Source organism: Rhodococcus sp. WMMA185 (assembly GCF_001767395.1).
Classification (GTDB): domain Bacteria; phylum Actinomycetota; class Actinomycetes; order Mycobacteriales; family Mycobacteriaceae; genus Rhodococcus_F.
This window is the reverse complement of sequence record NZ_CP017014.1, coordinates 1,495,981-1,516,024: the sequence shown is the minus strand read 5'-3', so window position 1 is coordinate 1,516,024 and position 20,044 is coordinate 1,495,981. Positions and strand designations below refer to the sequence as shown.

Here is a 20,044-nt window from a genome sequence, read left to right as displayed (position 1 = left end):
AGTTCCTTTCGTACTTTACTTCGAGCTCGACGCGTTCTAGGGAACGAGAATCGCCCGGCCGCGTACACCCCCGGCGCCGAGGTCATCGAGTGCGCGCTGGAAGTCCTCGAGTCGATAGTTCGTCGTGTGCAGGGTCACCTTGCCCTGCGAGGCAAGGACCATCAGATCCTGCAAGTCGTTGTACGAGCCGACCAGATTCCCGATGAAATTGATCTCCGTGGAGACCACATCGATAGTGGGAACATCGATGTTCTCTCCGTAACCGACCACGTAATAGTTGCCCGCACGACGGAGCATCGTGATCCCTTCCCGGGTCGCGCCTCCCTCTCCGACGAAGTCGACCACTGCCTCCGCCCCGTTCCCATCGGTTAGATCCAGCACCTGCTGGACGTGGGTGCCGTCCGCGACGATCCCGTGGTCGGCACCCACCTTCACGGCGAGATCAACGGCGTCAGGGTTGCGATCGAGCGCGACCACCGTCACCCCGGAAATGGCCTCCAGCACCTGAATACCGATGTGCCCGAGCCCACCAGCTCCGATCACCACACACACGTCACCTGGCCTGGTCGCCCTCGCCACCTTCGCCGCCGCGTGATAGGCGGTCAGACCGGCATCGGCGAGCGCCGCGACATCGGCGGGCTCGAGTTCGTCATCGATCCGGACCACACTTCGAGCAGTGGTACGCAAGAACTCGGCATAGCCACCGTCGGTGTCGATGCCTGGGAACTGGCTGTCCTGACAATGAACATCATCACCGGCCCGGCAGGCACGACACAGACCGCAGGTGATCAGTGGGTGCAGTATCACCTTGTCCCCCACCCCGACATTGGTAACCGCATCCCCGACCGCGTGCACCCAGCCCGCGTTTTCGTGACCGATCGTGTAGGGCAGCGCAACCCCGCTCTTGTCCTTCCACTGCCCTTCGAGGATATGGATATCGGTACGGCACACTCCCGCGCCACCAATTCGCACGATGACATCGAACGGGCCCTCGATCCCCGGCTCGGGAATGTCGGCCAGCTGCAACTTCGTGTGATATCCCACTACTTGCACGGCCTTCATCGATCGCTCCTCGCAGTCCTGACGTCGGTGATTCGGGGGCTGGCACCGCCTTGATCGCTGTCGGCGTAACGGGTGGCGAGCAGCCGTCGGCAGAAGTGCGCGTTCCCTTCCATGGAGATGCGCACGGACTTGGCAAAGCGCAGGCGCATCGGTGCCGACTCACTGGCAACCGATTTACCTTCGTCGTCGACGAGCACACGACTGTTCGCAGAAGTACTCAAACCGATAGCGACGCGGCGGCGCAGCAACGCATCCCGGTCATTGCCAGGCAAGAGATCACGGAGTGTCAGCGTGTGAATCTCTCCGACGTCCATTCCCGTACGCTCCAAGTATGCCGCGATACAGCGCTCCATCGCGGCGGCATGCGCTTTGCGCAGGAACGTATTCCGGAGCTCGGTCAGACTCTCCTGAGCTTCCCGACCGAAGGTTCCGACATATCCTGCGTCAGCTTCCAACCCGGCATTGATCTTGTCGCTGTCGTGATGATCGTCGAGCAGCATGTGCACCTTCCCGATGCCCTCCACGGTCCGCAGAGCATCCAGGGCATCGGATGCCATGAGATACGCGAAATTCGGTGAGCAGAATGCGGTCGGCAACCGCAGATGCACGGTCACCCCGTCGTCGGCGACGATGATGGTCCGGACGAATCCGAGTTCGGTGATCGGCTCGTCGAGCTCGGGATCGGTGACCCTTGCAAGCACAGCGAGGATCTCGTCTTGTACACGAGTGGCAGGTGGAGCGGTCATGACGGCACCGCTTCCTGTGCGCCCGCGGGGACCCCGACCCCTTCCGGTCGAGGCGACTCCGGCAGTCCCAGATCGGCAGGCACCTCGATGTCGTAGAGGGCCGCGGCGTTGAGCCCGAGAATCTTCTTCTTCTGCTCGACGGTGATCTGCGTGTAGTCGGTGAGCATGTCTTCGGGGATCTGGAAGTCGACGAACTCCTCGATCAGCCATCTCGGAGTCCACAGCGCGTAGTCGCTCCCGAAGAGGATCCTGTCTTCACCGATCCAATACAGCAGCTCACCGATGATCTGCGCGAAATACCTAGGGCGGGTGTGGATGAACGGCAGGGCCACTGCCAGTCCGCCGTACACGTTCGGTTCCTGGGTGGCGATCCAGCAGAAGTCCTCCAACCGCGGCAGGCCGACGTGTTCGACGACGAAACGCAGGTCTTGGTAGTCGGTGGCGACAATGTCGATATCCGCCACATCGAAGGCGTCGCGATCGAGGGGACGGATGGTGGGTCCCTTGTGTACGTGGATGTTTCGGACGCCGAGCTCGATGCACTCCTCGAGGTACCGGCGCGACCACAAGTCGTCGAGTTTGTAACCGCGGGAGTCGCCGTGCCACTCGGCGGTATAGAGCTTGACCCCCTGCAAGTTCATCCTGGCGGCGTCCTCGCGTAGCTGCACGAGACCCTCCTCCCCGTGCCGCGGGTCGTAAGAATGGTTGTACGTCAGCTTGTCGGGGTGGCTCCGTGCCAGTTCGAACGCCTCCTCGGTCTGCCCGAACCCGTTGACATAGAAGTCCTTCAGAAACACTGGCTGGAAGATCGCGTGATCGACGTATCCGTCGACGAATACGTCCCTGAGCAGGCGGTCGCCCCCGTAGTAGGTGTAGGTGTCGTAGTCCCACACGACGTCTTCGGGGCTGAGATTCTTGTGGTAGTCGTAGAAGCAGTCGATGAACTGCTTGCCGTGCACATTCCTGTGATTCGACTCTCTGGCGTCCCAGAGGGCGATGTGCCCGTCGACGATGAAGTATCTCTCGCCGTTCTTCTCGTACATGATCCCATGCTCCGATTTCTTTGATCGCGTCAAAATACTTGGGGGGAAACTGATCTCCGTTACGATTGCGCGGCGAGATCGAACCCGATGTACTCGGCGGCATCCTCCGGGTTCGCGAAGAGGATGGTCTTGTCGTCGAGGTGAACCATGCGTCCGTAGTGGGTGGAGCTGATCTCCTCGAACGTGGAGCCGTCGAACTCCTCTCCCAATGCCTCGGTGAGCTCGTCGTACTCGAAGTCGAGAAGCCGCTCGCCGTCGACGCGGATCATCGAGGGGTACTCGGTCAGCTCGACCCCATCCTTTGCGCCCATGACTTCCGCGACGGTGCGGCCTATCGGAGTGTTCATCAAGGTGACCCCACACATGTTGGATGATGCGGTGTCCGATCCGAAGTGCATGCTCACTTGTCCAACTCCTCGGGGATGTCCAGCCCGAGATCCTCGAGCAGGAAACGGAACTTCGTGCAGGCCGCATCCAGACTCGATGCGAAGGTAACTACCTTGTCGGCCGGCTGCGACCAGATCGGTTGCAGAGCGCGCGTCGCGTCGAGGCAGCGCGGCACCCACGTCGACAGCCATGTCCCGAACAGAGCCTTGTTCGACTCCCCGTGCTCGGGATCGCGAACCAGCATCTGGAAGAGTCTCCGCGTGTATGCGAGGTCGCGGTCGTAATCGTGCTCCCCCGTGCCCACGATCGTCGGCGTGATGTAGTCGCCGTTGCGGGCGGCGATCTGCATCACGAGTTCCGTGCGCAGTAGCGACCCCACCAACTGCTCGAAGACGATGTTGGTGGCGAAGAGCAGTTCGCACCAGTCCGGTACCGCGGTCAATTGCTCGACGACCCGACGGGTGGGCTGCCATTCGGGTTCGGCCTGCCAGACCTGTTTGTGTGCAGCGCCGTCGAAGGCGTCGACCTCCTCGGACAAGTCCAGGTTGTACAGCGCCAAATCCTGTGCGAAACGCAGCTTGTGGGCAGCGTTGACCGAGACGGCGTTATTGATCATGTTCGTCGGCGCCGAGCGCTGGATCGCGATGAACACGTGCAGTGCCAGACCACTTTCGGCGTGCGCCCACGCGCCCAGATTGCGCTCGACGAACTTCAGCCACGGCGCGTTCCATCCGTCGTAGGCCCGCGCGCGCTTGGCGTTGCTCAGGCACAGCTCCACCTGGCGCACCACCGCGGAGTTGTTGCGGTAGATGGTCTGTTCCCACTCCTCGTTCGGGTCGAGGAAGGTGTGCCAGTTCGACGACTTCGCGACCGTCCATTCCTGCGGGTATCCGCCCGGTCCGTCGCCGAATCCGTAGAGCCAGCCTTGTGAAAGGTACCGATCCGGGTCGGGCTGGACATCGACGGTCACGTCCTCGTACATGGTGGCCCGACGCTTGGTCGGCGTGTAGTAGCTGTAGCTTCGGCTCTTCGAACTCGGGAAGTCGAGTGCACCGGCCTCGGAGTCGGTGAATTCGATCGTGGGAAAGCTACGATTCTTGCTCCCAGTGGTGGCGGTCATGTCTCTTCTTCGTTCTTGTCGGTGGAGTAGGGCTGTAGATACCCGCGGCGACTACTCGACCGCCGGGCTGGTGAACTTGTCGTAGAACACCTGGTCTTTCGGTGTTCCCCCCACCTCGAGCAGTGCGAGCGCGGCGTCAACCATCGGCGGTGGGCCGCACAGGTAGACCTCGGCCTTGCCGAGATCCGATTCCCGGCGGCTCACGACATCTGTGACGTTGCCTTCCTCGACGGTGATCTGCCCCGGGGGCGCAGGTTCCATCGACTCCGACAGGCACGCCACGAATGCGAAGTCAGTCAAGTTCTTGCCGAGCCCGAGGATCTCGTCGAGGTAGAACAGGTCGTCCGGGGTGCGGGCTCCGTAGTAGAAGTGCACCGGACGTACGTTGCCCGTCTCGCTCATGTGCCGAAGCAACGAGAGGATGGGGGCCATCCCCGCCCCACCTCCGATACAGACCACTGGAAGTACGTGGCCTTGCTTGAGCGTGAATGTCCCGTAGGGGCCGGTCAGGAAGATCTCGTCGCCATCCGCGATATCGCCGTCGAGCAGTCCGGAGAACTTTCCGCCGGGATACTTCTTGATGAGGAACTCCACCTCGTCGGCCGTCGACGATGTCGTCGCCATGGAGAAGGAGCGGTGCTCCTCGGTGCCGGGGATCTGCAGGTCGGCGTACTGGCCCGGTTTGAAGTCGAAGGTCGCCGGTTCGATGGGGCGAAGGCGGAGTGAGACGATGTCCCTGGTCATCGATTCGATCGCGACAACGCGGGCGCGAACATCCTGGATGGGAATACCGCTGAGGAGTTCGTCCTCGTCGAAGTTCAGCAGTTCGATGGTGCAGTCGCTGTAGGCGGTCGAGCGGCACAGAAGTACGTACCCCTCCTCGACTTCGGCGTCGTTGCACGCGAAGGTCGAGTAGTTCTCCATTTCGATGTCACCGTCGAGGACGTAGGATTTGCAGGACGAGCACCGCCCCTCGCGGCACCCGTGCATCAGCCGAATACCCTGCCGGAAGGCAGCATCGAGGACACTCTCGTCTTCCCCGACCTCCATCTCGATGTCGACGGGCTCGAAACTGATTCGGTGCATGTCGGCCACGGAGCATCTCCTGTACTCGGGCGCGGATTGCGCTGGAGGCGGAGGTGACGCCGGGCGCTAGCTCCGCGCAACCCCCGCCTCCTCTCTCACCTCGGGGTGGCTCCTGCTCGGTATGCCGCGACATGCGCCTCACGCTCGGCGTCGGACATCTCATTCAAGAGCACGTTCGGGCTCTGGAACGTGTTGCCTCGCACGTCATCGAGGGTCCACAGTTTCTTCGGGTCGTCCAGGTCGAGGTGGGGTTGCCCGACGAGTGTCTTTCCGTCGTCGCGCACGTAGCCGAGGTCCTTCACGATGTCGGCGAGGTCCTTGTCGTGGTGCAGGGTTTCCCATTCACGAAATCCTGTGAGCCGGCCCATGTTCGGGGTCTGCCTGCCGTGGTACTCGCCGCGGAAGGCAACCGCGTCCGTCCAGTAGCACGGCTCCGAGCAGTAGGTCCGCCACTGGTCGTCCACCTTCTCGACGATCATGTCGTCACGGATCAGTGCCGGCACCATGCAGGTCCAGCAGCGATGCGGGTACTGGTACCCGACCTCCTCGAAAGCAATGGGCTTGTTTCTCCCCGGGTAGGCCAGACGGTTGTACTCCTCCCACCACTTGCCGAACTTGGAGTACCAACCGGGGTACTTGTACTCGAACCACTCGAAGTCCTTGTCGGTCATCGCGTCGATCCGCCAGTAGTTGACGGGCCAGCCGGTCGCGAAGAACCGGGCCACCTCGTGGACGTAACCCTGTTCGACGATGCGCTTCCACGCCTCCTCGACCAGGTCGTGCGGGATGGTGAGGCCGTACTTCTCGAGCGGGATCAGGTAGCTGCGGTAGTAGTCGTCGTAGATCCACCGCCTCCACATCTCGGCGTAGCTCTCGCGGTCCTTGCGACGGTCCTTCGTGCCGTACTCGATGAAGGTGCCGATGGCAGCATCCACCACACAGTGGTTGTTCCACCAGGCGTACCGCAGATCGCGCTCGAGTAGCGGACGATTCCGTTCGTCAGCGAGCGCCATCAGTAGGATCGAGTAGCCGTTGGAGATGTGCCGCGACTCGTCGGACTGCACCGAGTGAAACACGGTGGGCAGCAGGTAATCACCGTTGGCCGCGGCCTCGTCGGGCATTGCCACGAACAGGGTGTTCGTGAAGGCGGTCTCCGCAACCACGGTCAGGTAGATGTTGGCGGCCGTGATCGCGTCCCCGGTGATGAATCCCTCGCCGAACTGCCTTCCGATGGTGCCCGCGTAGTTGTTTGCGAACGCCTTCTCCGTCATGTCGAACCCGGCAGGGTCGATGTAGTTGTTCATGTAGAGCTTCTTGAGGTTCATCTGGATCGTCGAGTGCCGAACCTCGTCGATCATCTGCACCGCGAGCCCATTGTGGATCTCCGGGTTGGGCACCGCATCGATGGCCATCGGCATGGCCCTGGCCGCCGAGATCTCCGGGAACGGGATGATCGACAGAAACAGCTTCTGCCATTCCAGCCAGCGCTGTTGGACCTGCCGGAACATGTTTCCGCGGATCGCCCCGTCCATTGCGCCGTACACCCTGTTGTCCTTCTCCTCCTCCATCGGGAAGTAGGACCGCATGATCTGCTTGAGAGGGTCCTTCTTCGGGGCCTTCTCGAACGTGTAGTCGGTTCCGAATCGGGTGGCCGGGGTAGCGAAGGTCGGTTCCCAGGACAACTCGGTGATCTTCGCGTGAGCCTTTGTCAGGCTTTGTCTGCTCACCGTGGGCCTCCTTGATCGCGAGCCGACCGCGCACCCGCACTAGCGGATCTCGTGTGACTCGATTAGATCGTGTGACAGAGCACACTGTCGTCTCAGTCTGAGACGGACAGTTGGTATCTCAGCCTCACCGCAGAAATCCGCATCCGACGGGATCTACTCGTCGGCCTCGTCTCGGTCCTCGGGGCTCCGCCGCCGGCGTATGAACCGATCCCTGATGTCCGAGGCGACGTCCCCGACCCCGGTGCCGACCGCTTCGACCGCTCCGCCCAGGCCGCCGCCCACCTCGCGCAGGAGCCGGATCAGTGGATCGGTCGAGGCGTCGAAATTCTTCCGGTACGTCCGGGCCGCCGTGCGGAATTCGTCGGTCACCTTGGCGTCGTCGTCCTCGCCCCGGCGCGGGTAGTCGCCGCTGAGGATCGATGCGTAGGCACCGCTGTCGACCCACCTCTTCAGCTCCGCCGCCCGCAGCACCGAGAACGGGTGCGCGAGGAGTTCGATGTTGAGGAGTTTGAGGACGCCGTCGCGGAGGTCGCCGCTGGCCTCGTACTCGGCAGCCTGGGCGAGAAATGCATCCGTGTCGATCTCGCCGACGCGAGCGCCGCCGGCCAGTTTCATCTGCACCCGAAGCGCGGCGTGTTCGTCCTGACAGCACAGCAAACCAGCGCGGTCGCCCGAAAGTTCGGATTTTCGTTGCCATTCCATCAACGCAGCGATGATTGCGCGCAGGGCCCACCCGCCGACCGGCATCCAGCCGATCGTCCCGGCCAGGCGCATCAAGTGCATGAGAACGGTCCGGTACACCGCGTGCCCGGACAGTGCGTGCCCGAGTTCATGACCTATGACGAACCGCTGCTCCTCGTAGTTCATCACATCGAGCAGACCGGTGGTGATCACGATGAACGGCTTGTCCATCCCGATCGTGAACGCCTGCACCACCGGCGTCTGCAACACGAACAACTCCGGCGTTTCGTCGGCGTCGAGAATGCGGACGCAGTCTGCGCGCAGATCGTCGAGATCGGCGAACTGGCTGGCGTCGACCCGAACCGACGTCGCCAGATACATCAGCCGATGCTGGCGCTCCCGCAACAGCCCGGACAGGGAGCGAAATACGGTGTCGAACCCCTTCAGCGTGCGCAGGGTGACCAGCGCGGCACGGTCGGCCGGGTGCTCCCACGCGCGCGAACTGATCTCTGGAAACACAGTGCGGGTACGGTCAGGTGCTGCGGCCACGACGCCTCCCTCGCGCATCCCCCGGCGTGATCGTCGGAGGATTTGTCCGATACCGTCCTCGACCACTGTATCCACGTTCGCGCCGCGTCTGCGTTGATGCGATGGAACGGCCTCGCGCTATCCCGGGTCGTCGGTGAGATAGTGCTCGAGCACCGGACCGATCCACCGCGCCAACTGTGCGGGCTCCATCTCCGCCAACGGCGGAACACGAAGGACGTACCGGGAGAACGCCAGTCCGAGTATCTGCGACCCCACCAGGGCGGCACGCTCCTGCGCGCGATCCACCGCCACCACGCCGAGGGCGGGCGCCACCTGACCAGCGAACACCTGCAGCATCGTCTCGGCGGCCTGCGGACTGGTCGCCGACGCACGGAGCAGGGGTAGGAACGTACCGTCCTTCTCCCACACGGCGATGAACCGCGGCATCAGAACAGTGGCGAGGTCCTCCACCGCCACGCCCCGGAGGTCGGGTAGGTCCAGATCGAATTCGGCCGCCTCGGCGAACAGGGATTGCTTGTTGGTGAAGTAGCGAATCACCAACGCCGGGTCGACCCCCACATCCGACGCGATGGCCCGCATCGTGGTGCGCTCGTAACCCTCGGCGCCGAATCGGGTGCGGGCGGCGTCGAGGATGGCGGCACGGGTGGCGGCAGCGGAACGGGCGCGTCGTTCGGGCATCCCCCGAGTGTAGTCAACAACTGTTGACTACCGCACGACAACAGGACTACCGTGAGAGTCAACAGTTGTTGACCGGTCGCGCCGGAATCGGCGACGATCGACGGGAGGCCGTCATGGAGCGACACATCGACGTCGTGGTGATCGGAGCCGGGCCCACCGGATCGATGCTCGCCGGTGAGGTAGCGTTGGCAGGCCGCACGGTTACCGTGCTGGACAAGCGCCCCGCCCCGTCACAGCTCAGCCGAGCCTTCGGGGTCCACGCCCGCACGCTCGAGACCCTGGATTCACGCGGACTCGCGGATCAACTCGTGGCGAACGGCGCCTCCTTGCCGGGTCTGAAGCTGTGGCGAGGCGCGACGTTGAACCTCGGCAGGCTCGCATCCCGGTTCCCGTTCGTCGTCGTCACCCCTCAAGAAAACGTGGACCGGGCCATCGAAGAGCACGCACAAGAGCGTGGAGCCGACATCATCCGCGGAATCACCGTGACCTCCGTCGAACAGGACGAGGACAGCGTGCACGTCCAGGGTCGCGACGCATCGGGACAGGTGCACACCTTCCACGCGCGCTACGCGGTCGGGGCGGACGGTGCACACAGCACGGTGCGGGGGCTCATCGGCCAGCCGTTCCCCGGCAAAGGCATACTGCGGTCGATCATGCTCGCCGACGTCGAGTTGGCGGATCCGCCCGAGAGTCTGCTAGCCGTCAACGCCGTCCGCGACGGATTCGCGTTCCTGGCCCCCTACCGCGACGGACTCTTTCGTGCCATCGCCTGGAACCGCAATCACCAGGTCGACGACAGCGCCCCGGTCGACCCGGAGGAGCTGCGCAGCACGATCCGCAGCGCAATGGGGACCGACTACGGGTTGGGCAGCGTGCGCTGGTCGTCGCGTTTCCACAGCGACGAACGGCAGGTGCCGCAGTACCGCACCGGCCGCGTGTTCCTCGCCGGCGATGCCGCACACGTCCATTCGCCCGCGGGCGCGCAAGGCATGAATACCGGCATCCAGGACGCGGTCAACCTGGGGTGGAAGCTGGCGGCTGTACTCGATGGCGCAGACGAATCACTACTCGACAGCTACCACGCCGAGAGACATCCGATCGGAAAACTCGTTCTGCGCACGAGCGGTGCCACGATCCGGATGATGACGGTACGCCCATGGATTCTCCGGCAGGTTCGCAACGTGGTCGTCGCCTCGTTGCTGCGATTCCCTCCGATCGGAGACGCGGTCGCAGGCAGATTTTCTGGCATCAGCATCGACTACGGCCGCAGGCGGGGTGAGCACCCTCTGGTGGGCCGGCGCGCCGCCGACCTCCGCACCAACCACGGGCCCTTGTACGAGGTGATGCGTTCGGGCGGACCGGTTCTCGTCACCGAGCGGGATGCACCGCCACCCGACGGCGTCCATGCGGTCTCCCGGATGGGCGACGGGCCGGCGCTGCTCGTGCGCCCCGACGGATACATCGCCTGGACGGGCGTCAGCGCGACGGGCGGGTGGCGCGAGGTTCTCCTCGAGTGGACGGCCGATGCCGGGAACGCGACATCGGACCCAACGGCGATTACCGCGTGATTTCGAGTTCACCCATCGAAGACCACTCGACTCCGGGAATCTCGGTATTGATGATCCGAGGCGTTTCACTCAGCGCCGGCCGCATTGTTTCCATGCCCCGGCGGAAGTGCTCGGAGTTGACGTGCTCGGCACCGGCCTGCGCGTCCCGGAATCCCTCGACCAGAACGTACTCGTTGGGGTTGTCCACGCTGTGAGACCAGTCGTACCAGAGGTTCCCGGGTTCCGCCCTCGTCGCTTCCGTGAACTCTCTCGTCAGGTTCAGCCAATCGTCCCGGTGGCTGTCGAGAACGTTGAACTTCACCACAATGAAAATCATCGCGAACCTCGATTCGTATGGGCGTGGCGGACAGTCGTCAGGCCTGCGGGACAAGCGCCGGATGTATATCTATGGGGAAATCCTGGGTCGTCACCCCGCGGAGGTCACTCGGTAGACGTCGTAGACGCCCTCGACGTTGCGGACGACGTTGAGGACGTGTCCGAGATGTTTGGGGTCGCCCATCTCGAACGTGAACTTACTGACCGCCACTCGGTCGCCTGATGTCGTCACCGACGCCGACAGGATGTTGACCTTCTCGTCCGCGAGGGCCTTCGTCACGTCCGAGAGCAGTCGGTGCCGATCGAGCGCTTCGATCTGGATGGCCACCAGGAAGAGCGACGATGTCGAGGGAGCCCATTCGACCTCGATGATGCGCTCGGACTGCGCCCGCAGCGATCCGGCGTTGGTGCAATCGGTTCGGTGGACACTGACCATCCCACCCCTGGTCACGAAGCCCATGATCTCGTCACCAGGCACCGGTGTGCAGCACTTGGCCAGCTTCACGACCGTGCCTTCGGCCCCGGGAACGAGCACGCCGACATCACCGCTGGTCCGTGGACGCATCGCGATGGAGGACGGGGTGGACCTCTCGGCCAGTTCCTCCTCGACGTCGCCGACACCCCCGAGATGGGCCACCAGACGTTGCACCACGTGCTGCGCCGACACGTGGTGCTCGCCGACAGCGGTGTAGAGCATCGACACATCGGTGTAGTGCAACTCGTGCGCGATGGACGACATCGATTCGGCGTTCATCAGGCGTTGCAGCGGCAGACCCACTCGCCGGACTTCCTTGGCGATGGCGTCCTTGCCGGCCTCGAGCGCCTCTTCGCGGCGTTCCTTGGCGAACCACTGCCGAATCTTCGTCTTGGCTCTCGGGGAGACGACGAACGACTGCCAGTCGCGACTGGGGCCCGCGGTGGCCGCCTTGGAGGTGAAGACGTCCACCACCTCACCGTTCTCGAGTTTGCGCTCGAGCGCCACCAGTCGGCCGTTGACCCGCGCACCGATACACCGGTGCCCGACCTCGGTGTGCACCGCGTAAGCGAAATCGACCGGTGTCGACCCCGTGGGCAGCGTGATCACGTCGCCCTTCGGGGTGAAGACGAAGATCTCTTTGACCGCGAGGTCGTAGCGGAGCGACTCGAGGAACTCCCCCGGGTCGGCGGCCTCGCGCTGCCAGTCGAGCAGTTGGCGCATCCACGCCATGTCATCGGTCTCGGTGGCGTCGCCCGAATGTTTGCCCTTGGTCTCCTTGTACCGCCAGTGTGCGGCGATACCGAACTCCGCGGTCCGGTGCATGTCGTGGGTGCGAATCTGCACCTCGAGCGGTTTGCCCTCAGGGCCGACGACCGTGGTGTGCAGGGATTGGTAGACCCCGTACCGCGGCTGAGCGATGTAGTCCTTGAACCTGCCCGCCATCGGCTGCCACAGCGAGTGGACCACACCGACCGCCGCGTAGCATTCACGGACCTCGTCGCAGAGAATCCGCACACCGACCAGGTCGTGGATGTCGTCGAAATCGCGGCCCTTGACGATCATCTTCTGGTAGATCGACCAGTAGTGCTTCGGCCTGCCCTCGACGATCGCATTGATACGCGACGCCGTCAGGGTCGCGTTGATCTGCGCACGCACTTTCGCGAGGTAGGTGTCTCGCGAAGGTGCGCGGTCCGCGACGAGGCGCACGATCTCCTCGTACTTCTTGGGATGCAGAATCGCGAACGACAGATCCTCGAGCTCCCACTTGACGGTTGCCATTCCCAATCGGTGCGCGAGGGGCGCAATCACCTCTAGGGTTTCGCGGGCCTTGCGTGCCTGCTTCTCGGGTGGCAGGAATCGCATCGTCCGCATGTTGTGGAGCCGATCGGCCACCTTGATCACGAGTACACGAGGGTCGCGGGCCATCGCGATGATCATCTTGCGGATGGTCTCGCCCTCGGCGGCGTTGCCGAGAACCACCTTGTCGAGTTTGGTGACCCCGTCGACGAGATGCGCCACCTCTTCGCCGAACTCGGCGGTCAGCTGCTCGACGGAGTACCCGGTGTCTTCGATGGTGTCGTGCAGAAGGGCCGCGACCAGTGTGGTCGTGTCCATCCCCAACTCGGCGAGGATGCTTGCCACCGCGAGTGGGTGCGTAATGTACGGATCACCCGACTTGCGGCGCTGGTCGGCGTGCTGCTCCTCGGCGACATCGTAGGCGCGTTGAAGGATCGCGAGGTCGGCCTTGGGGTACAGCTCCCGGTGCAGGCTGACGAGGGGTTCGAGAACCGGACGGATCGCGGTGTTCCGTTGCCCCGTGATCCGCCTGGCAAGCCGCGCCCGTACCCGGCGCGATGCGGAAGCCGGAACGGCCACTCCCTGCGTTCCGCGACTGTCGCCGGAAGCCTGATTCACTGCAGGTGACTCGGCATCGGACTGCTTGGACGAGGTTGATTCCGTGTTCTGCGATCGATCAAGATTCGAAGTCATGCCGTCACCTCCTACCACCGAACGACTCGGGCGCTGCGCGCCTAGTCCTTCTCAGACCAGCGCCCCGGCGACCGTGAGGGGCCACCAGCAATAACATTAGTACTGACGAAGTTACCCGGCCCAGCGGTCGGGCTCGGAGACGATGCCACTTCTGCTGTGTCGATTTCTACTGTGTCGATCGATCACCTGACAAAGATCCATCTGTCCATGTTCCAGCCGGCCCCCGAGCGTGTCGGGTTGACCGTTCCGGCTTGCAGGCCCGACGCGAAGGCGATGGAGCGGGCTTGATGGAACAGAGGCACCGTGGGCATCTCCGACCACAGGATGTTCTCCGCCTCGGTCGACAGCGCAAGCTGGGTGCCGATGAATCCGTCGACCGCGAGCTGGTCGACGATCTCGTCGATCCGGCCGTTGGCATAGTTGCCGAAGTTCGACCCGATACCACTGCGCAGGGCGTACATCGCCGTGGTGTCCGCCGCCGTACCCGCAGCGCCGGGCGCTGACGCCGTGCCCGCGAGCACCGCATCCACCTGCCCGTCACGCAGCATCGACGGTGTGAACTCCGGTGATCCGACGTCCTGCACGGTGATCCCCGCCGGTGCGCACGCGGCGGCCGCGTCGGCCACGATCTCGGCGCGTCGCGGATCCGGCCCCAGATACCCGATGCGCACGGTCGGCGACGGGTCGTCGATCTCGGCGAGTGCGGCGGCCGAGGCCTCGGTATCAGGCGCCTTGTACCGGCCGTTCACGGTGTCGGCTGCCGCACGGTAGACGAGACTGTCCGGAGGAACGAAACGCGTGTCTGCCGATCCCGCGGTCCCTTCCGGCCCCGACGGGGCGCCGAACTTCGATGCCATCTCCTCACGGGGCAGGCACAGCGCGAACGCCCGTCGCGCGGCCGGGTCCTCGAACACGCCGGACGTGGAGAGGATGAACTGCTCGACGCTGAAGGACGGCACTTCCGTCACATCGAAACCATCGAGGTTCATCCCCGGCACCGATCCTGTTGCGACGTCGAGAACCTCGACCGTGCCATCCGCAATCTTCGCGTTCACGTCGGAAAACTTGGGCCACACGACGATCCGGGAGGTGGCGGGGCGGTTGCCCCACCAGCGATCGTTGGCCACGAGAACGAGACCGCCATCCTCGGAGAACGATTCGATCTTGTAGGGGCCCGATGCCGGGAACAGCGTGAGGTCGAGCCCCCCAGGGGTCATCGTCCACGCACCGTTCCAGAAGTCCGCGATGCGGGCCATGACCTCGTTGTCCGCATCCTGCACTGCCGCAACGATGTCGGGGATGCCGGTCGCGTTGGCGACGATGTGAGCCGGCATCATCTCCGTCGCACTGAACAGCGACTTCCAATCGATGACGTACCGATCCGGTTTGAAGGTGACGATTGCATCCTTCGCCCCGCTCCGGCAGTCGATCCGGTCGATGTCGGAGTAGCCGGCGGTGCTCGCCGCATCGAACATCGGGACCGTCACGCCCTCGTCGTTCGATTGAGTGAAGCGACCGCTGTTCGCCGCCCACGCCAGCATGAGGTCGTCGCAGGACATCGGTACACCGTCGGAGTACACCGAGTTCGGGTTGAGCTCGTACCGAACCGTGAGGGACTCGCCCGGCGTGATGTTGGCCGTTCCGATATCGGTATCGGCCACGGGCCCACCCTCCGGCCCCGTGTACGTGAACCCCGGCAGCACCCGCGCGAATGCCTGACGCGCGCCCGAGACTGCCCCTGCCGCACTGTTGGCGTTATACGTCGTGACGGTGCTGTCGATCGCGTACCCGATCGTCGGAATCTGCTCGCCCTCCTCGGAACACCCGACGAGCAATCCGGCGAGGAGCGCCGTCGCGGCAACACCGGCTCCGGCTACGACGGCTCTTCTGCCGAATCGGGCGCGCACACCGCTACGGGTGGTGTTCGATCCGGGCAATGTCAGCGCCTTTTCTTGTTGTGCTTTCCGGTGGGACGTGACCCTGGAGAGGGGGCCGTTGCCGCGCTCCGACCGCGTGGAACACTAGCGCCGGCCGATGATGACACGCCTGCGGCCGCCGTAGCCTCGGCCCGCGCCGCTCGCCCCTCCGCTTGCTCGGCTCGTTTAGCGAGCACCTTGCGCGTGTGCGCAGCCACGGGTCCCCACCGCTCCTTGAGGGTCACGAGCAGCGGCGTCGCAAAGAAGATCGACGAGTACGAGCCGACGATGATTCCGACGAGCTGCACCAGAGCCAGGTCCTTGAGGGTTCCGACGCCGAGCATCCACACCGCGACCACCATCAGCGAGATCACGGGCAGCACGCCGATCACGGTCGTGTTGATCGACCGCATGAGTGTCTGGTTGACACCCAGGTTCGCCTGCTCTGCGTAGGTGCGTCGATTCAGGTGCAGGATGCCCCGCGTGTTCTCCTCGACCTTGTCGAACACCACCACGGAGTCGTACAGCGAGAAACCGAGAATGGTGAGCAGACCGATGACAGTGGCAGGTGTCACCTCGAAGCCGATCAAAGAGTAGACGCCTGCGGTGACGGTGATGTCGAAGAACAGCGCGGCGATTGCGGCGATCGCCATGTCCCTTTCGAACCGGACGGCGATGTACACGCTGACGATCACGAGGAACACCAACAGCGCGATCAGAGCCTTCTCGGTGATCTGGCCACCCCAGGTCTCGCTGACCTCGGCGACACTGATCGCGTTCCTATCGACCGTGCCGTCACTGCCCACCGGCTGAAACTGGTTGAACAACGCGTCCTGCAGTGTCGTGACCTGAGTCATGTTCAGCGACTCGGAGCGAATGAGCACGGTCTCGCCCGAACCCGAGCCCACCGTCTGCACCGACACCGGTTCCATACCCAGCGCGTCGAAGTACACCGTTTCGACCTGCGTGGTGTTCACGCCGTCCCCAACGGGGAACTGGATCCGAGACCCTCCCTCGAAATCGATACCGAGGGTGAACCCACGGATCAGGATGCTCAGGAGCGAAATCAGCACGATCGAGCCGGTCAGGAGGTAGAAGAAGCGGCGGCGGCCGACCACCTCGAACCCACCGGTTCCGGTGTAGAGCCGCGACAGAAAGCTGTGATGCGGCATCGACGACTGGTCGACAGCCGAATCGGACAGCGAAGGATCGGGGGACGTCTGGTCTGCGGACCGAGACGACGTGGTCGATTCGCTCATACTCGTGACTCCTTCGCCGCCGCCGCTGCGGCAGCCTTGCGTTCCTTGGCGACCTGCTGCACCGCGCCCAACCCGTTGGCCCCTGGCTTGGACCAGAACGCCGACCTCGAAGCCATGTAGACCAGCGGCCACGTCACCAGGAACACCACCACGACGTCGAGGACGGTGGTCAGGCCGAGGGTGAACGCGAAGCCGCGCACCTGGCCGATCGCCAGAACGTACAGCACCGCGGCGGCGATGAAGCTGACCGCGTTACCGGAGAGAATCGTGCGTCGTGCGCGCGCCCAGCCACGTGGAACCGCGGACCGGAAACTGCGCCCCTCCCGCATCTCGTCCTTGATTCGTTCGAAGAACACCACGAACGAGTCGGCCGTCATACCGATACCGATGATCAGACCAGCGATACCCGCGAGGTCGAGAGTGAAGTTGATGTACCGGCCGAGCAACACCAGGATCGCGTACACCATGACCCCGGAGCACACCAGCGACAGCGCGGTGAGTACACCGAGTATCCGGTAATAGAGCAGGCAGTAGAGCAAGACCAGGACCAGGCCGACGAGGCCGGCGATCAGACCCGCCTCCAGTGAGGCGAGACCGAGCGTCGCCGACACGGTCTCGGCCTCCGAGGACGCGAACGACAGCGGCAGCGAACCGTACTTCAGCGTGTTCGCGAGTTGGTTCGCCTCCTCCGAGGTGAACTGACCGGTGATGGACGTCGCGCTGCCTGCGGGGGTTGCGCCCTGGATGACGGGTGCGCTGACGACCTTCGAGTCGAGCGTGAACGCTGCCTGCCTGCCGATGTTCTGCGCTGTGAACGCTGCCCAGGTGTTGCTTGCCCCGGACTTGAACGTCAGGCTCACCTCGTACCGCGACTGCTGGGGGTTGAACCCGGCCGTGGCGTCGTCGATCTCCTGGCCGTCGATGATCGACGGCTCGAGCAGATAGACGAACTGGCCGTTCTCGTCACACGCGACCAGCGGCAGCGTCGGGTCGTCGTTGCCTCGGAGCGGATCCGCCACCGAACAGTCGAGTGTGTCCATGGCCTGCTGCTGGACTGTCGGATCGGTGCTCTGACGCGTTGCCCGCGCGGCCGCGATCTCGGCGGCAGCTTCATCGGTGGTGTCGGCTCCGTCCGTTCCGGCAGGGGTCGGCTCCTCCGTCGGCGCCGGTGGCGTGGTCGGATCCTGCGCTGGGAACGGCCGGTTCTGCGGTGCGGGTGCCCCGTCTGCCGGTGCTCCCCCGTCTGCCGGTGCTCCCCCGTCCGCCGGGGCCCCCGTTCCGTCCGGACTCTCCCCTGACGGCGCCTGACCTCCGGGGATGGCCGCGGCCTGCGACGTCTGGACCGGACGTATATACAGCCGCGCCGTCTGGCCCAAAGAGCGAGCCTGCGAACTGTCGTCACCGGGGACAGTGATGACGAGGTTCTCTCCGTCGATGACCACCTCGGAGCCGGAGACGCCGAGACCGTTCACGCGACTCTCGATGATCTCCTGCGCTTGCCTCAGGGCGTCGGGTGTCGGGCTACTGCCATCCGGGGTGCGCGCGGTGAGGGTGACTCGGGTCCCTCCTTGCAGGTCGATGCCCAGCTTGGGTGTTGTGGATTTGTCACCGGTGAAGAACACCAGGGCATACAGAACCGCCACGAGCACCGCGAAAACGGTGAGGGAGCGGACGGGATGCACCGATCCAGAAGGTGCCACGATCTCTATGTCTCCTCAGTACGTACAGTTCGAGTGGGAACGTTCGACAACCGCGCCGAACCGGCGAACCGGTCGGCTCAGTCCCGGTTGCCGGCTCGGTGTGATTCGGGCGCGTCGGTCGCGCGGATCAATCCTTGCCCAATCGCGGCGTATTGCCATCGTCGTTCCCACGGTCGTCGCCCCTGCTGTCGGCCTCGATCGACTCGTGCTCGATCGGTCCGGAATCCGGCAGCGGAGCATCTTCGATCCGTTCGCGCACGACGAGTCGCGACCACGTTGTGACCACACCGGGGGCTATTTCGAGTTCGATCGTTTCGTCCTTCAGACCGACGACGGTTGCGTGCAACCCTGCCGTGGTGAAGATGCGATCTCCCACCGCGAGTGAATCCTGGAGAGCAGCAGTCTGTGCCGCCTCCTTCTTCTGCCGGCGGATCCCCAGGAACATGGGGACGAGCAGCGCCAGAATCAGGAGCGGGAAGAGAAGTTCCATCAGTTAAGTCAACCTCGAGGTATGTCGAACGGTCGTTAGCATTGGCCCCGGTTGGGCCGATGCAGGACACCAGTGTGCCATTACCGGACCGAGCATCGGTTCGGGGCGGCAGATGCGGGCATTTCGCCCACCCGATCAGGCGCCCTCAGGATCGAATTGCTCCTGATCGAACAACGAGGTCTGAGGTTCATTGACGCGGACGTCGATTCCCCCGGTTACCGCGTCCGGTGGAGGCGTGAGCCCCAACTGGATCCATGCGGCCGCGGTGGCGACACGTCCGCGCGGTGTTCGAGCGATCATCCCAGCTCGCACCAGGAAGGGCTCGCAAACCTCTTCAACGGTGGACGGTTCTTCCCCGACGGCTACAGCGAGAGTTGCCACACCGACCGGTCCGCCACCGAAACTTCGCACCAGAGCGCTGAGAACAGACCGATCGAGACGGTCCAGGCCCAACTGGTCGACATCGTACACCGCGAGCGCAGCATGAGCGATTTCTCGGGTGACGACCCCGTCCGCCCGAACCTCGGCGTAGTCCCGAACCCGCCGGAGCAGGCGGTTCGCGATACGAGGCGTGCCCCGGGACCGACTGGCGATCTCGGCGCTCGCCTCCTCCCCCAGCCGAACTCCGAGGATGCCCGCCGAGCGCATGAGGATCCGTTGCAACTCGGCGGGTTCGTAGAAATCCATGTGCGCGGTGAAGCCGAACCGATCACGCAGGGGCCCGGTCAGCGCGCCAGAGCGAGTGGTTGCTCCGACCAGGGTGAACGGCGCAACTTCCAGTGGTATCGAAGTGGCCCCTGGACCCTTGCCGACCACCACATCGACCCGGAAGTCCTCCATTGCGAGGTAGAGCATCTCCTCTGCGGGCCGGGCAATGCGATGGATCTCGTCGATGAACAGCACATCACCCTCGACGAGGTTGCTGAGCATCGCCGCCAGATCGCCTGCGCGTTCGAGCGCCGGACCCGACGTGAGCCGAAGTGAGGAGTCGAGTTCGGAGGCGATGATCATCGCCATGCTGGTCTTGCCCAGTCCCGGCGGTCCCGACAGCAAGATGTGGTCCGGTGTCCCGCCGCGCATCTTGGCGCCGGTGAGCACCAGCTGCAACTGTTCCCGTACTCGCGCCTGCCCGATGAAATCGTGCAGATTCTTCGGCCGCAGACTCGCCTCGATATCGCCGTCGCCGTTGACGAGCTCGGCGGAGACCGGCGATACCGCGTCGTAGTCGTCCGCGCCGTCCATGGGTTCGA

Annotated in this window: 17 protein-coding genes; 1 reads left to right on the top strand and 16 read right to left on the bottom strand. The window is 64.1% G+C overall.

Annotated features, from left to right (window positions below):
- Positions 1-36 precede the first annotated feature (36 nt).
- From BFN03_RS06875 to BFN03_RS06835, 9 genes are all read right to left on the bottom strand, one after another.
- The gene (locus BFN03_RS06875) at positions 37-1,062 is read right to left on the bottom strand and encodes an NAD(P)-dependent alcohol dehydrogenase (protein WP_070378390.1); all 1,026 of its coding nucleotides are present in this window, start codon (positions 1,060-1,062) and stop codon (positions 37-39) included.
- Complete coding sequence (locus BFN03_RS06870) at positions 1,059-1,808, bottom strand: iron-sulfur cluster assembly protein (RefSeq protein WP_070378389.1); 750 nt, start codon at positions 1,806-1,808, stop codon at positions 1,059-1,061. The genes BFN03_RS06875 and BFN03_RS06870 overlap by 4 nt, the downstream gene beginning before the upstream one ends.
- Complete coding sequence (locus BFN03_RS06865) at positions 1,805-2,851, bottom strand: amidohydrolase family protein (protein WP_070378388.1); 1,047 nt, start codon at positions 2,849-2,851, stop codon at positions 1,805-1,807. Before BFN03_RS06865 ends, BFN03_RS06870 begins: the two co-directional genes overlap by 4 nt.
- Positions 2,852-2,910: 59 nt before the next feature.
- The gene (mimD, locus tag BFN03_RS06860; protein WP_070378387.1) at positions 2,911-3,255 is read right to left on the bottom strand and encodes a propane 2-monooxygenase effector subunit MimD; all 345 of its coding nucleotides are present in this window, start codon (positions 3,253-3,255) and stop codon (positions 2,911-2,913) included.
- Entirely contained in the window at positions 3,252-4,358 is a 1,107-nt protein-coding gene (locus BFN03_RS06855) for an aromatic/alkene monooxygenase hydroxylase subunit beta (RefSeq protein WP_070378386.1), read from the bottom strand. The genes mimD and BFN03_RS06855 overlap by 4 nt, the downstream gene beginning before the upstream one ends.
- 51 nt (positions 4,359-4,409) lie before the next feature.
- Positions 4,410-5,453 (bottom strand): 2Fe-2S iron-sulfur cluster-binding protein, encoded by a 1,044-nt coding sequence (locus tag BFN03_RS06850; RefSeq protein WP_070378385.1) that lies wholly within the window; start codon positions 5,451-5,453, stop codon positions 4,410-4,412.
- 86 nt (positions 5,454-5,539) lie between these two features.
- Entirely contained in the window at positions 5,540-7,171 is a 1,632-nt protein-coding gene (locus tag BFN03_RS06845) for a methane monooxygenase (protein WP_070378384.1), read from the bottom strand.
- Positions 7,172-7,324: 153 nt separating this feature from the next.
- Entirely contained in the window at positions 7,325-8,401 is a 1,077-nt protein-coding gene (locus BFN03_RS06840) for a M48 family metallopeptidase (protein WP_157109569.1), read from the bottom strand.
- Positions 8,402-8,518: 117 nt separating this feature from the next.
- Positions 8,519-9,079: a TetR/AcrR family transcriptional regulator gene (locus tag BFN03_RS06835; RefSeq protein WP_070378382.1), complete on the bottom strand. Its 561-nt coding sequence runs from the start codon at positions 9,077-9,079 to the stop codon at positions 8,519-8,521.
- Positions 9,080-9,192: 113 nt separating this feature from the next.
- Between BFN03_RS06835 and BFN03_RS06830 the strand changes: the two genes are divergently transcribed.
- A complete protein-coding gene (locus BFN03_RS06830) occupies positions 9,193-10,647 on the top strand; it encodes an FAD-dependent monooxygenase (RefSeq protein WP_070380685.1) in 1,455 nt (484 codons plus the stop codon).
- Here BFN03_RS06830 and BFN03_RS06825 read toward each other — a convergent pair.
- From BFN03_RS06825 to ruvB, 7 genes are all read right to left on the bottom strand, one after another.
- Entirely contained in the window at positions 10,637-10,963 is a 327-nt protein-coding gene (locus BFN03_RS06825) for a putative quinol monooxygenase (protein WP_070378381.1), read from the bottom strand. The genes BFN03_RS06830 and BFN03_RS06825 overlap by 11 nt on opposite strands.
- 90 nt (positions 10,964-11,053) lie before the next feature.
- On the bottom strand, positions 11,054-13,429 hold the full coding sequence (locus BFN03_RS06820) for a RelA/SpoT family protein (protein WP_070378380.1): 2,376 nt from the start codon (positions 13,427-13,429) through the stop codon (positions 11,054-11,056).
- Positions 13,430-13,611: 182 nt separating this feature from the next.
- Positions 13,612-15,366: an ABC transporter substrate-binding protein gene (locus BFN03_RS06815; protein WP_070378379.1), complete on the bottom strand. Its 1,755-nt coding sequence runs from the start codon at positions 15,364-15,366 to the stop codon at positions 13,612-13,614.
- A 2-nt stretch (positions 15,367-15,368) separates the two neighbouring features.
- Positions 15,369-16,604 (bottom strand): protein translocase subunit SecF, encoded by a 1,236-nt coding sequence (gene secF / locus BFN03_RS06810; protein ID WP_070378378.1) that lies wholly within the window; start codon positions 16,602-16,604, stop codon positions 15,369-15,371.
- A complete protein-coding gene (gene secD, locus BFN03_RS06805) occupies positions 16,601-18,304 on the bottom strand; it encodes a protein translocase subunit SecD (protein ID WP_070378377.1) in 1,704 nt (567 codons plus the stop codon). Before secD ends, secF begins: the two co-directional genes overlap by 4 nt.
- Before the next feature lie 127 nt (positions 18,305-18,431).
- Positions 18,432-18,794 (bottom strand): preprotein translocase subunit YajC, encoded by a 363-nt coding sequence (yajC, locus tag BFN03_RS06800; RefSeq protein WP_070378376.1) that lies wholly within the window; start codon positions 18,792-18,794, stop codon positions 18,432-18,434.
- Between the two features lie 135 nt (positions 18,795-18,929).
- Positions 18,930-20,036 carry a Holliday junction branch migration DNA helicase RuvB gene (gene ruvB, locus BFN03_RS06795; protein ID WP_157109684.1) on the bottom strand — a complete coding sequence of 369 codons (1,107 nt, stop codon included), beginning with the start codon at positions 20,034-20,036 and terminating at the stop codon, positions 18,930-18,932.
- Positions 20,037-20,044: the final 8 nt, after the last annotated feature.